Consider the following 13,056-nt stretch of genomic DNA (forward strand, 5'->3'; position numbering starts at 1 on the left):
ATAAGAGATGATGATTCACTCTCATACATCTTAAATAACGTGAACAACATCTCTATGTCTGCCTCTTCAAAATTATACCTGGAAAACTCCACCTCTGTCCTGTGATGGATATCTCCATACGACATTCCATCTGTCCAGACGAGATCGAATACATTGTCCACGCCCTGAAGATACATGGCTATTCGCTCGAGACCATATGTAATCTCAACAGAGACCGGCTCCAGCTCGATCCCTCCAACTTCCTGAAAGTAGGTAAATTGGGTAATTTCCATCCCGTCAAGCCAGACCTCCCACCCAAGTCCCCATGCCCCGAGTGTCGGCGATTCCCAATCGTCTTCAACAAAACGGAAGTCATGCTCATCTTTTTTAAGCCCAAGAGAAGCAAGACTCTGTAAATAGATATCCTGAATATCATCCGGAACGGGCTTCAGGATAACCTGAAACTGGTAATAGTGCTGGAGGCGGTTGGGGTTCTCACCATACCGGCCGTCAGTCGGCCTCCTCGACGGCTCAACATATGCGACCCTCCAGGGATCAGGCCCCAACACCCTGAAAAATGTAGCGGGATTAAATGTTCCAGCCCCAACTTCAATATCATAAGGCTGTCTGATAACACAGCCCCTGTCGGCCCAAAACCTTTGAAGTGAAAGAATAACGTCCTGAAATTTCATAGATGGATTATAAGGAAATGACCCTTATACTGTCAAGCAAATGCATTAACAAGGGATGTTTCAATTTAAGGAAATGTGACGGATGGAAGGGTTTGCGAAAATAACATCGGAGCCTGCGTTATCCATATATATTTGACCATTGCTTGATTACTCATCGGTAATGTCTCGTCTTCCTCCTTGTTGATTTTCCAAAGAAAAATGACTCCCTGTTCCCGGTTTATTCGCAGGCAGCGAGATAATGTAATCCCCAGAGACTTTATTCAGCCTGATATTCCCTTTTGCCACGAGCCTTTCAACTGCTAAAAAAATAAGATTGTAGGAGGCATCAATAGAATATTCAAGCCTTGAAAGTGAGATACTTCCATGCTGACTAACAATGTCTTCTATTCTTAACGCAGTTAAATCAATCATATCGTCCAAATTTACCCCCCCACAACAAGGCCTTGTCAGGTAAGTTATCGCCTTTTTATAAATATATAGGAGATAGACGGCTGGAACAATCACTCAACTTATGATTATGATGTAATATAATTTATTATGATAATGTAGAATTTATTTTACAAAAGTATAGGCATTAGATAATCTTTGACGATAAATAGCTTACTCTGATATGATTGATAACGTTTTATTTAAGCATTGTATATAAGGTGTATCCTATGGCAAGCAGTCCGGCAGGCAGATTTATCATTCTTGTGGCTGGCGTCGGACGGGGCGTAAAAAAAGTATCGAGTCGGAAGGTCTCAGTAATCCTGTTGCTTTTAAAGGCAGCTACGATCAGGACTGCACCGTATAATAAAGTTATTAAATTAAGTATACTGTTTAGGGTGTTCATTCATCCTCCATATGTTTTGTACTGTCAATATATCAGAAACAGGAATAAAATTAAATAAGGGGATGGGTTATTTCCAAGTGAAACTAAACAACGATATTGTAATAGGTATAGATCTGGGCGGCTCTGCTATTCGTCTGTCAACCGTCATGAGGAGCGGCAGACTACGGCATTCAAGGAGGGTATCCATCTCCTCAAGACGTGACAAAAAACATGTCATCTCCTCTATCGCTGCTAACATTAAAGAACTTATACAGATTGAAGAGGGACGCGGCAAAAAGGTAATGGCCATAGGTATAGGCTCTCCAGGTATAATTGATCTGAAAAGAGGGGTTGTTTTGACCTCACCCAATTTTAAAGATTGGAAAGATGTGCGGCTAAGGGCCATTCTTGAAAGAGAGTCTAATCTGCCGGTTGTGCTCGATAACGATGCCAATGCAGCAGCATATGGTGAAAAATGGAAGGGGGCTGGACGTAAGGTCAATAGCCTGGTCTGTCTTACCATGGGAACAGGTATAGGAGGAGGAATTATTCTTAACGGTGAGATATGGCATGGCGCCGACGGAATGTCAGGTGAAATAGGACACATGACTGTAAACCCGGATGGACCGCACTGCAATTGCGGAAACAACGGTTGCCTTGAAACATACTCATCTGCTACAGGCATGGTACGGAGTGCTGTGACATCTCTAAACAATGGGAAAAGGTCTGTTCTTAAAAAACTATCATACGGTGACAACAGCAGTATCACGGCAAAGATGATCTATGAATCAGCTTTAAAGGGTGACAGGCTATCTGTGGATATACTGGCAGAGGCAGGGAAATATCTCGGCATTGCCATGGCCAATCTCATCAATATTATCAACCCTGAGATGATTGTCCTGGCCGGGGCCGTTGCAGGAGCATGGGATCTTTTTATGCCCTCGGCAAGGAAGGAAATAAAAAAACGGGCCTTCAAAGTACTTGCAGAGAGGACCAAAATAGTTCGAGGTAAACTAATAGATACAGCCGGCATAGTGGGAGCGGCAGGTCTGGCGCTAAAGCAGCTATGAATAAATATTTTTCTCTTTTCCATATAAACTGGCAGAACTCACTCCAGTACAGGTTTTCACTTGTGGTCTATATAGGCGGATACTCCATCTATATAGGCGTGCTCCTATACCTTTGGTCCGCCATATACAGCGAAGGCCAGTCGGTAGGAAACTATACACTATCCCAGCTCACAACTTATTATATCCTTCAGCTTATGATCAACTCTATCATCTTCTCTTATGTAAGCTGGGATGTCATAGATAATATAAAGACGGGAAACTTTTCAAACTTTCTCACAAAACCGCTTGATTACTATATGTACTGGTTCACTATAAACATATCAGGCAAGATGCTTGAGTCAGTTTTCATCATCATCACGGCAGGCATAGTCTCTTTTTTTGTCAGCGATTACGTCTCTTTACCTCCTCACCTTAGCTCCCTTATCTACTTTCTGATCTCAATAATCCTTGGGATAATCCTTGCATTTGAGATGGACTTTTGCATCGGCATGATCACCTTCTGGCTGACACAAGTGCGGACATTTAAATACATGCTCCAGACCATGATACTCTTTTTTGCAGGGGCAATGCTTCCGCTTGACCTGTTCCCGCCACTCCTTACTAAGATTGCAGATTTCCTTCCCTTCAGATATCTCGTATACTTTCCTATCAGCATATACCTTGGAAAGATTGTGAATCCACTCCCCTCTTTCGCAATATTGATAGTCTGGATTATACTATTCTTAGGCCTCTCCCGTATCCTTCTGATCAGGGGAATAAAGAGATATGAGGCAGTGGGTGCTTGAATGATAAGGGTATTAACCCGTTACATGCGGCTTTATAAGGCTTTCTTCTACCAGTGTCTCAAGGAAGACATGATCTACAGGTCCAACTTCCTGACACTGGTCATTATGGACATAGGGTTCGTTTGCGTGAGTCTCGTCCTTTTCAAGGTAATTTATGGTCATGTAAACACAATTGCCGGATGGACTTTTAATCAGTCTGTAATACTGATTGGAACCGTCGGGATTGTGAGGGAGATGGCGTATCTAACCTTCAGACGCGGATTTTTAGAGTTGGGAAACCACATACGTACAGGCACCTTTGATATGTTTATGGTAAGACCGATTGCATCGGGCATCCATCTGGGCATGAGGCATCTCTCCATTTCAGAAAGCTTTGGTGAAGGGATGATGGGGATTGCCCTTGTTATATTCGGGTTCGTTCATATTGACAACTGGAGCTGGGTAGTCTTCCCGCTTTATATAATGTTCCTGTTAAACTCACTAATGATATATTACGGATTCAGCCTGATTATTAACAGCATTGTATTCTGGGTAGTGAAGTCACAGGAGTTAAATACAGTTGTCTATTTTTTCATGGAGACTTCGAGATATCCGGGAGACATCTACCGGGGGATAGGCAAGGTGATATTCACTTTCATTGTACCGATAGGAATCATCGCTACAGTGCCGGCATCGGTGCTGACAGGGCGTTTAGGATTCAATTTCGCAATCCTGTCGCTTGTCATAGGGATATCGTTCCTATGTACGGGATTGTTTGTGTGGAAGATGAGCATCGAACATTATTCTTCAGCCAGCGGGTAAAATGCCAAATTCAATATATGTTAAAGAGCTCCGCAAGTCCTACGACTATTTCAAAAAAGAGCCTGGCCTGACAGGCTCCCTCAAGAGTCTTTTCTGGAGGGAAAAGCTCTATAATGAGGCTTTGAAAGGAATATCTTTTGAAATCGCTGAAGGAGAGCTTGTAGGATTCTTAGGCCCTAATGGCGCCGGCAAGACAACTACACTCAAAATACTATCGGGCATACTCTACCCGTCGGGCGGAAACGCCTCAGTCCTCGGTCATATACCCTGGAAAAGGGAGCCGTCTTATCAGAAACAATTCTCTATTGTGATGGGTCAGAAAAACCAGCTCTGGTGGGACCTGCCTGCACAGGAGTCATTCACACTGAACAGGGAAATCTACGAGGTTGACCAGACGACATACAACCGAAATCTTTCGGAGCTGACAGAGATGTTTGACATCAAAGACCTGCTGGATGTACCGGTAAGAAAACTGTCCATGGGCCAGAGGATGAAGTGCGAGCTTGTTGCAGCCCTCCTCCACTCCCCTAAAGTACTGTTTCTCGATGAACCTTCTATAGGTCTTGATATAATTTCTCAGGACAAGATTATAAATTATATTGAAGAATATAACAGTCTTAAGAAAACAACGGTCCTGCTGACGAGCCATTATATGAGGGATGTAGAGAGGCTGTGTAAAAGGGTTATAGTCATTAATCATGGAGCTATAATATATGACGGTTCTGTTAAAGACCTGATGACAACATATGCAGACCACAAGATAATAAGACTGCGCTTCTCCTCAGAGTTTGCAGAAAGTGTCCTCGAAAAATATGGAGAGGTACTGGAGAGAGACAGGCTGAATGCAGTATTGAAGACAGAACGGAACACAATCGCATTGGCCACTTCAAGGATACTTAATGACCTGCCTGTAGACGACCTGTCTGTGGAGGACGTTGAAATTGAAGATGTTATAAAGAAGATCTTTGCAGGATAGGCAAAACTGTATGATCAAGGGCTTGACAATAAACGGGTTGTTCATTTAATATGACGTACATAATGGACAGATCAGATGAAAGGCTCAGAGAACTAATGAGGTCGCTCGCTGATACAATAGGTGAGGTTGTTAACGATAACGATGAGATAAGGAATACTCTGGCAATGATGGAACAGGAAGGCTATCCTGTTGACATGATAGTAGCCTCAATTACAATGATAACAGCATCAGACAGTGATGCATCAACAGAGGCCGATGAAGATCTGAGCAGCTTCGACAAATCGTTTCTTAAGAAGATTCACGTCAGACTCGGAGACAGTCAATAGAAAAACCGTGAATAAATTCAATCAATTCAGCTTATATCGCTGAATATACGCTCAAAATGGGTCAGGTGCAAGGAAGGCCAAGACAGGACATAATAGCATTGACTTTATGCTCAAAACAGGTCATATGCAAGGAAGAACAGAATATATGAGTTGAGGCGTACCTTACGGTACATTGAAACTCATATATTCTGTTCTGACGCCGCAGATGGTCCATTTTCAGCGTAAAGTCCGTGGGCTCTTAGCTCAGTCGGTAGAGCAGAGGCCTGAAAAGCCTCGTGTCCGCAGTTCAATTCTGCGAGAGCCCACCAAATTCTACAACTTCAAAATACACCCTGACTTAATTTTCATGATTCCTTGTGATGCATTTTCGTGCCTGGTCATCATAAAATAGTCGCTGTTCTTCGCCCCCTCATATATTCTTTGCACATTCGTCATAGAAATGCTATTATTTTTCGTTTCTTGAAAGGTATTTAATAATATGATCTACCGTCTTAACACTTTCTTAATCGTACTTATATGCTTTATTTCGACATGTTTCCTCTTTCCCACACTGTGTCATGCAGAGGTTGAATCACATATAAATCAGATTGAGATAAGTGGCAACAGGCGAATAGAGACTTCAACTATCCTTTCAAAGATTAGAGAAAAGGCCGGTGACATTTATTCTGCGGATTCGGTACGGGAAGATATCAAAGTACTCTACGACACAGACTACTTTGATGATATAAGGGTGGAGACCGAGGCATCTGAAGATGGCATCAAATTGATATATCATGTAAAAGAAAGACCAATACTTAAGGATGTAAAATATGAAGGCAATGATAAAATAACTACTGAAAGGCTGAAGGAAAAGGCTTCCTTTATTACTGGGGTCCCTGTAAGTCAAAAACAGGTAAAAGAAAATGTTGAGCGACTGAGAGAGCTATACCGGGAAGATGGCTACTATGAAGCGACAATAATACCTGTTGTTAACAAGATATCAGAGGATACTGTTTCAGTCACATACTATATTAAAGAGGGCAGAAAGATAAAGATTAAAGAAGTTCGTGTTGCCGGAGCTGCAAAGATATCCGAATCAAGCCTCATAAAAGTCATAAACACAAAAAAATACAATCTGCTGACATCATGGATTACAGACACAGGTATCTTCAAAGAGGTTGAGGCCCAGAATGATGTAGACAGGATACGTGACTACTATCTGGACCGGGGTTATGTACAGGCGCAGGTAAGCGGGCCGGAAATAGAGGTAATTGAAGGCGGAAAATGGATGAGAATCACCTTCGATGTCACAGAGGGAGAACAATTCCGAATCAGGGGGATTGATTTTAAGGGTAATGACATCTTTACAAGGGATAATATAGAATCCAGGACCAGCCTTCGAAAGGGTATGATCTTCAGCAGGAAGACTTTGCGTGAAGATATGGGAATGATAACTGACATGTATGGTGAAAAGGGGTATGCCTTTGCGAACGTGTCACCTGACATCAGGCCGGATGATCATTCTCATGAGATTGATATAACCTTCAATATAGACAAGGGAGAGAAAATAAAGGTCAGGAAGATTAATATAAGCGGCAACGAAAAGACAAGGGACAAGGTAATACGGCGGGAATTAAGATTGAGTGAGCAGGACTATCTTAATACAAGTGCGCTCAGAAGGAGTTTTCAGCGTATAAACAACCTGAACTTCTTTGAGAATGTTGAGATTGTGCCTGATACGGTCAGTAAGGATATGGTTGACCTTAATGTGAGGGTCAAGGAAAAACCAACCGGGGCATTCAGCGTGGGAGGCGGTTACAGTTCAGTATATGGACTGGTTGGGATGCTGGATGTGACCGAAGGCAACCTCTTTGGAAAGGGTGAACTCCTTAAAGCCAAAGGGGAGTTTGGAGAACTCAGGACAAGCTATAATATCACATTCAGGGAACCGTGGTTTATGGACACACCTACTTCCGTCACGACCAATCTGTTTGATACAGTCAACACATACGATTCATATGACGTTAACAGCAGGGGCGGTAACATAGGAGTCGGCCGCTCTTTCGGAGAATACTGGAGCGGAGGCATAACATACGGAATACAGAATATTACAGTAAGCGGTACCCCGCCATCCGGTATTAATGATGGCACGACGACTACCGGAAGCATCACAACTTCAGCTACAAGGGATACGAGGGACAACTACTGGGACCCGCGTTCCGGCAATAAGAATAACATATCTATAGAATATGCAGACAAAATCTTCGGCGGCAGCAATATCTTTGTGAAGTATATCCTTGACACAACGTGGTATTATCCTATGCCCCTCGACACAGCAATAATGTTCCATGGCAGATATGGAGAAGGAAGAGGATTCAGGGGAGTAGACCTTCCTGCCAATGAAAAGTTCTATGTCGGGGGCATATATTCAGTGAGGGGTTTTGATTATGGCAAGGCCACAACTAAATCCACAATCGACCCTGTAACTAATGATCTTTTAGGAGCTGACAAGGAACTTATATTTAATTTAGAATATGTTGTGCCCTTGGTTAAAGATGCAAAAATTAACGGGGTGTTGTTTTATGATGCTGGTTCAGGTTTCGGGAAAGATGACTCCATCACCATGTCTGACATCAGGACAAGCGCAGGCGGAGGTTTCAGGTGGTTCTCACCTATTGGCCCATTACGCCTTGAATGGGGATACAACCTCGATCCGAGACCAGGCGAGCGGCAGAGCATCTGGGAATTTTCTATAGGAACTTTGTTTTAATATGGGGGGTCAGGGGGGATTTGAAAGGTTATTTCTAATGAATGAAAGGAGAATATAAAATGAAGCTCAGTAACAAAATGTTGTATGCAGTAATTACAGGTCTCTTCCTTGCGATGTATACCGTTATGCCGGTCATGGCTGAGGACATGAAAGTCGGCTTCATAGACGCGCAAAAGGTCCTGGATGAGAGTTTAAGGGGCAAACAGGTCAAAGACCAGCTTAACGAATATGTCCAGAGCCGGCAGAAGATCGTTGATATAGAAGAATCAGAACTCAAAAATCTTCAGGATGAGATGACTAAGCAGGGTGCCGTCCTGAGTCCGTCGGCAAAGCAGGAAAAGGAAGACCTGTTCCAGAGAAAATTCATGGACTATCAGAAAAAGGTTTCAGAATTACAAAAAGAAATTCAGCAGAGAAGAACCGATAAACTCGACGAATTTAATATTGAATTGAGAAAGATAGCAAAAAGCCTGGGAGAAAAAGAAGGCTATTCCATGATCCTGACAAACCTTGATGTAGACATCATTATTTATGCAATGCCATCCCTTAATCTGACTGAAAGTGTGATAAAGGAACTTGATAAGGGACTGACTAATGAAAAAGAGAACAAGAAGTAGGGACAGGCCTGTCCTGAGAGAAATCGAAAGAGTGGGGATGGGTTAAAAAGGGTATTATCGAGTGAACCGGAAAAGAGACATAACACTTAAAGAGATTGCAACCGCTATTAGCGGTGAACTGATTAACGGGCGTGGTGATATATTAATATCCAGTGTAGCGGGTCTGAGAGATGCTAAAATTGGAGAAATAAGTTTTCTTGCACACCGCAGATACCTGAAAGACATTGAGAAGACCCTGGCCTCAGCAGTGGTTATCCCGAAGGATATGTCATTTGACAGACTGCCTGCCATTAAAGTTGATAACCCCTACTTTGCGTTCTCACAGCTATTACACTTATTTCACGACAAGCCGTACTCTGCCAGAGGAGTAGACAGCAGCGCCTTTGTGGGAAACAATGTAGAATTAGGTGAGGATATATCCATTTTCCCTTATGTCTATATTGGTAATAATGCTGTAATAGGGAACAATGTCACCATATATCCATTCACATTCATTGGAGAGGGTTCTGTTATAGGGAGTAATTCTATAATATATTCAAATGTCGCAGTGAGGGAGATGTGCAGGATTGGCAGCCGTGTTATCATACATTGCGGAGCAGTAATCGGCAGTGACGGTTTTGGATATGTAACACACCACGGGATACATCATAAAATACCACAGATCGGTGGCGTCGTTATTGAAGATGATGTTGAGATTGGCGCCAATACTGCTATTGACAGGGGAACTACAGGAGACACGATAATCAGGAAAGGCTCTAAGATTGATAATCTTATTCAGGTAGCCCACAATGTATCAATTGGTGAAAATTGCCTGTTTGCCGCTCAGTCCGGAATAGCAGGGAGTTCAACAACAGGTAATTATGTAATAATGGCCGGTCAGTCCGGAGTAGCAGACCACATTAATGTGGGTAATAATGTTATAATTACAGGCCAGTCCGGGGCCACAAAGGATATAAAGGACGGAGAAACGGTCTCAGGCATGCCGGCCATGTCTCATCGCAGCTGGCTGAAGGCAATGGCTGTGTTTGAAGACCTGCCAGTGTTGAAAAAAAAGATTGCAGAACTTGAGAAAAGGCTGGATGAGATAATAAATAAACAATGAGCAATGATTTTAGAGCGATGAGTAAAAGGAGGTAATTCATGGATATAAAGGAGATACTCAGAATTCTCCCGCACCGATACCCATTTCTTCTTATAGACAGGATAACAGAGATCGAATTGTTCAAGCGTATTGTGGGGATAAAGAACGTAACAATGAATGAGGGTTTTTTCCAGGGACATTTTCCTGATTTTCCCGTCATGCCAGGTGTACTGGTTATAGAGGCTATGGCACAGGTAGGATGCGTACTGGCATATAAATCAGCTGAGACCACAATGGACTTATCAAATAAACTGGTATATTTTGCGGGGATTGATAATGCAAGGTTCCGGAAACCGGTCTTACCAGGAGACCAGATAAGATTTGAAGTTAAACTGCTGAGATCAAAGGGAACCTTCTGGAAGATGAAGGGAGTCGCCACGGTTGACGGAGAGACGGCTTGCGATGCTGAGATTATGGCTGTGCTGGGAGATAAATGAGAAGCAATGAGTGAAAATCAATGAGATTATGGAGCAAATATAATGAATAGAATTCATGAAACAGCGATAATAGATCCTAAGGCTGAATTGGGCGAGGGGGTTACGGTCGGTCCCTACTCTATCATTGAAGAGCATGTTGAGATTGGGGATGGGACTGTTATTGACTCACATGCATTAATCGGGAAATGGACCAGGATAGGGAATAAATGCAAGATCTCATCGTTTACTTCAATAGGTACTCCACCGCAGGATATTTCATTTGCGGGTGAAGAGACAAGGGTAGTTATTGGGGACAGAAACACCATTCGCGAATACGTGACTCTTCACAGGGGAACAAAAAAAGGCGGCGGCATTACAACTGTGGGGTCTGATAATTTCATAATGGCATATGTCCATATAGCTCATGACTGCCTGATTGGAAACCATGTAATAATGGCAAATGCTGCAACCCTTGGCGGACATGTAACGGTAGAAGACCACGCACTGATCGGAGGACTGACAGGGATACACCAGTTCGTACGCATAGGTGCCTATGCAATGGTTGGCGCATGCTCTGCAGTGTCTCTTGATGTACCTCCATATGTATCTGCAGTTGGAAACAGGGCTGAGCTCTTTGGTCTAAATATTGTAGGCCTTAGAAGACAGGGATTTGATAAGGCACGTGTACAGAAGATAAAGAAGGCATACAACATACTCTTCAGATCAAAGCTTCAGCTTAAAGATGCAATGATTAACGTCCTCAAAGAGGTGCCTGATTCAGATGATGTGGAACGGATGGTAAAGTTCATCAAGGAAACGAGGCGTGGAATATGCAGGTAATAATCTCATGACCCAGGGTGCACAATATGAAGGTATTATCTGATGAAGCTCGGTATTATTGCAGGTGATGGCAGGTTCCCCGTTATAATTGCCGATGCCGCAAGGAAAAGCGGTTATACCATAATCTCCATTGCACATACAGGCCTGACGTCTCCGGAAATTGAAAACGCATCAGACAGGGTTTATTGGACTAAATTAGGCCAGCTGTCCTCGTTAATTAATATCCTGAAAAAAGAGGGTGTAACAGAGGCTATAATGGCCGGAGGTGTAAGTAAGCGTCTCATGTTCACCAATATCATGCCTGATATCAAGGCCCTGGCGCTTCTGACGAGGCTTAAGGACAGGAAAGATGATACAATCCTCAGGGCTATTGCCGGTCAATTGGAGAAAGATGGGATAAAAGTAAATTCTGCCACATCATACATAAAGTCAATCCTGGCGGATAAGGGGACACTGACGAAAAAGGGGCCAAAGGCTGAAGAGTGGGAGGATATACGATTCGGTGTGAATATGGCAAAGGAAATAGGCAGACTTGACATAGGACAGTGCGTGATTGTCAAAAACCGAGCAGTTATAGCGGTTGAGGCGGTTGAAGGTACGGATGAAACCATACTCCGGGGTGGAAGACTTGCCAATGGCGGGGCAGTTGTAGTCAAGGTTTGCAAACCAGATCAGGACACAAGGTTTGACCTGCCGACAGTCGGACCAACTACAATAAGAAGCATGATTGAGATCAGGGCGGGGGTACTTGCTATAGAAGCAGGACTTACTATCATGATAGACAAGGACGAGATGCTGATGTCAGCTGATAAAGCAGGCATATCTGTTGTTGGGATATAACGCAAGGGAGGTTGTGTTCTCTAATGGATAATAAAATTAAGGTCGCAGTAATTGGAGTCGGATATCTTGGAGAACATCACGCAAGAATCTACTCTTCCATGAGTGACGTTCTCCTTGTTGGTGTAGTTGATGCGAATAAATCCCGGGCGGACGAAATAGCCGCAAAATACTCTACAAAGGCATACTATGACTACAAGGAATTACCCGGGAATGTTCAGGCCGTAAGTATAGCCGTGCCTACAGTTCTCCACCATAGCATTTCACTTGATTTTATTAAACACAATATTGACGTCCTGATAGAAAAACCTGTCACAACTACAATTGATGAGGCGGACGATCTGATTAAAGAGGCACAGAAGCGCAGTGTTCTTCTCCAGGTGGGTCACATTGAACGATTCAATTCAGCATATAAGAATTTGCTGAACGTTGTCCGGAAACCGGGATTCATTGAGACACACCGGCTTGGGCCTTATGTAGGAAGAGGAATAGATGTAGATGTCATTCTGGATCTTATGATACATGATATTGACATCATACTTTCCATAGTTAAATCAGATGTTGTTGAAGTAAGGGCACTGGGCGTTCCTGTACTCACCAGTAATATTGATATCGCCAATGCCAGACTGGAGTTTTCAAACGGATGTGTAGCTAATCTTACAGCCAGCCGGGTATCCAGGGAAAAGGTAAGGAAAATCAGAATTTTCCAGGCCAACACCTATATTGCTGTAGATTATGCTCAGCAGAGTATGGGAATATACAGGAGAGTAATCGAGAATAATATTCCCAAAATAACAGGAGAAGACACAAAACTGGAAAAAGAGGAGCCCCTGTTATCCGAGCTTGCATCCTTTATAAATGCGGTCCGTAAAAGATCCACCCCGGCAGTATCAGGAGAAGATGGCAGGGAAGCGTTAAGAGTCGCCATCAGGATTCGCGAAGATGCTGAAAAAAGACTATCCTCCACACCAACATAATGACGTTTAAGATGACCAAACGATACATATAATGAAAGC

15 protein-coding genes and 1 tRNA gene are annotated in these 13,056 nt (G+C 43.1%); 13 read left to right on the forward strand and 3 right to left on the reverse strand.

Annotated elements, in window-relative coordinates:
- The 3 genes from IT392_00005 to IT392_00015 all read right to left on the reverse strand — a co-directional run.
- The coding region (locus tag IT392_00005) for a glycine--tRNA ligase subunit alpha (GenBank protein MCC6542870.1) at positions 1-671 on the reverse strand (671 nt) is incomplete at its 3' end.
- A 147-nt stretch (positions 672-818) separates the two neighbouring features.
- On the reverse strand, positions 819-1,082 hold the full coding sequence (locus IT392_00010) for a hypothetical protein (GenBank protein MCC6542871.1): 264 nt from the start codon (positions 1,080-1,082) through the stop codon (positions 819-821).
- A gap of 214 nt (positions 1,083-1,296) precedes the next feature.
- Positions 1,297-1,503, reverse strand: coding sequence for a hypothetical protein (locus IT392_00015; protein MCC6542872.1), 207 nt, complete (start codon positions 1,501-1,503; stop codon positions 1,297-1,299).
- Positions 1,504-1,580: 77 nt separating this feature from the next.
- On the opposite strand from IT392_00015, the gene IT392_00020 reads away from it, so the two are divergent.
- The 13 genes from IT392_00020 (at position 1,581) to IT392_00080 (ending at position 13,017) form a co-directional block, all read left to right on the forward strand.
- Positions 1,581-2,552, forward strand: coding sequence for an ROK family protein (locus tag IT392_00020; protein ID MCC6542873.1), 972 nt, complete (start codon positions 1,581-1,583; stop codon positions 2,550-2,552).
- Positions 2,549-3,337 carry an ABC-2 family transporter protein gene (locus IT392_00025; protein ID MCC6542874.1) on the forward strand — a complete coding sequence of 263 codons (789 nt, stop codon included), beginning with the start codon at positions 2,549-2,551 and terminating at the stop codon, positions 3,335-3,337. The genes IT392_00020 and IT392_00025 overlap by 4 nt, the downstream gene beginning before the upstream one ends.
- Positions 3,338-4,138, forward strand: coding sequence for an ABC-2 family transporter protein (locus IT392_00030; protein MCC6542875.1), 801 nt, complete (start codon positions 3,338-3,340; stop codon positions 4,136-4,138).
- A gap of 1 nt (position 4,139) precedes the next feature.
- Positions 4,140-5,114, forward strand: coding sequence for an ATP-binding cassette domain-containing protein (locus tag IT392_00035; protein MCC6542876.1), 975 nt, complete (start codon positions 4,140-4,142; stop codon positions 5,112-5,114).
- 62 nt (positions 5,115-5,176) lie between these two features.
- Complete coding sequence (locus tag IT392_00040) at positions 5,177-5,440, forward strand: hypothetical protein (GenBank protein ID MCC6542877.1); 264 nt, start codon at positions 5,177-5,179, stop codon at positions 5,438-5,440.
- A gap of 232 nt (positions 5,441-5,672) precedes the next feature.
- Positions 5,673-5,748: transfer RNA gene (locus IT392_00045), tRNA-Phe, on the forward strand.
- Positions 5,749-5,918: 170 nt separating this feature from the next.
- Positions 5,919-8,189 carry an outer membrane protein assembly factor BamA gene (gene bamA / locus IT392_00050; protein ID MCC6542878.1) on the forward strand — a complete coding sequence of 757 codons (2,271 nt, stop codon included), beginning with the start codon at positions 5,919-5,921 and terminating at the stop codon, positions 8,187-8,189.
- A 59-nt stretch (positions 8,190-8,248) separates the two neighbouring features.
- Positions 8,249-8,806 carry an OmpH family outer membrane protein gene (locus IT392_00055; GenBank protein MCC6542879.1) on the forward strand — a complete coding sequence of 186 codons (558 nt, stop codon included), beginning with the start codon at positions 8,249-8,251 and terminating at the stop codon, positions 8,804-8,806.
- A 61-nt stretch (positions 8,807-8,867) separates the two neighbouring features.
- A complete protein-coding gene (gene lpxD, locus IT392_00060; GenBank protein ID MCC6542880.1) occupies positions 8,868-9,908 on the forward strand; it encodes a UDP-3-O-(3-hydroxymyristoyl)glucosamine N-acyltransferase in 1,041 nt (346 codons plus the stop codon).
- 38 nt (positions 9,909-9,946) lie between these two features.
- A complete protein-coding gene (gene fabZ / locus IT392_00065; GenBank protein MCC6542881.1) occupies positions 9,947-10,384 on the forward strand; it encodes a 3-hydroxyacyl-ACP dehydratase FabZ in 438 nt (145 codons plus the stop codon).
- A gap of 42 nt (positions 10,385-10,426) precedes the next feature.
- The gene (lpxA, locus tag IT392_00070) at positions 10,427-11,203 is read left to right on the forward strand and encodes an acyl-ACP--UDP-N-acetylglucosamine O-acyltransferase (protein ID MCC6542882.1); all 777 of its coding nucleotides are present in this window, start codon (positions 10,427-10,429) and stop codon (positions 11,201-11,203) included.
- Between the two features lie 42 nt (positions 11,204-11,245).
- A complete protein-coding gene (gene lpxI / locus IT392_00075; GenBank protein MCC6542883.1) occupies positions 11,246-12,043 on the forward strand; it encodes a UDP-2,3-diacylglucosamine diphosphatase LpxI in 798 nt (265 codons plus the stop codon).
- 23 nt (positions 12,044-12,066) lie between these two features.
- Complete coding sequence (locus IT392_00080) at positions 12,067-13,017, forward strand: Gfo/Idh/MocA family oxidoreductase (GenBank protein MCC6542884.1); 951 nt, start codon at positions 12,067-12,069, stop codon at positions 13,015-13,017.
- Positions 13,018-13,056: the final 39 nt, after the last annotated feature.

Source organism: Nitrospirota bacterium, from assembly GCA_020846775.1.
Taxonomy (GTDB): domain Bacteria; phylum Nitrospirota; class 9FT-COMBO-42-15; order HDB-SIOI813; family HDB-SIOI813; genus RBG-16-43-11.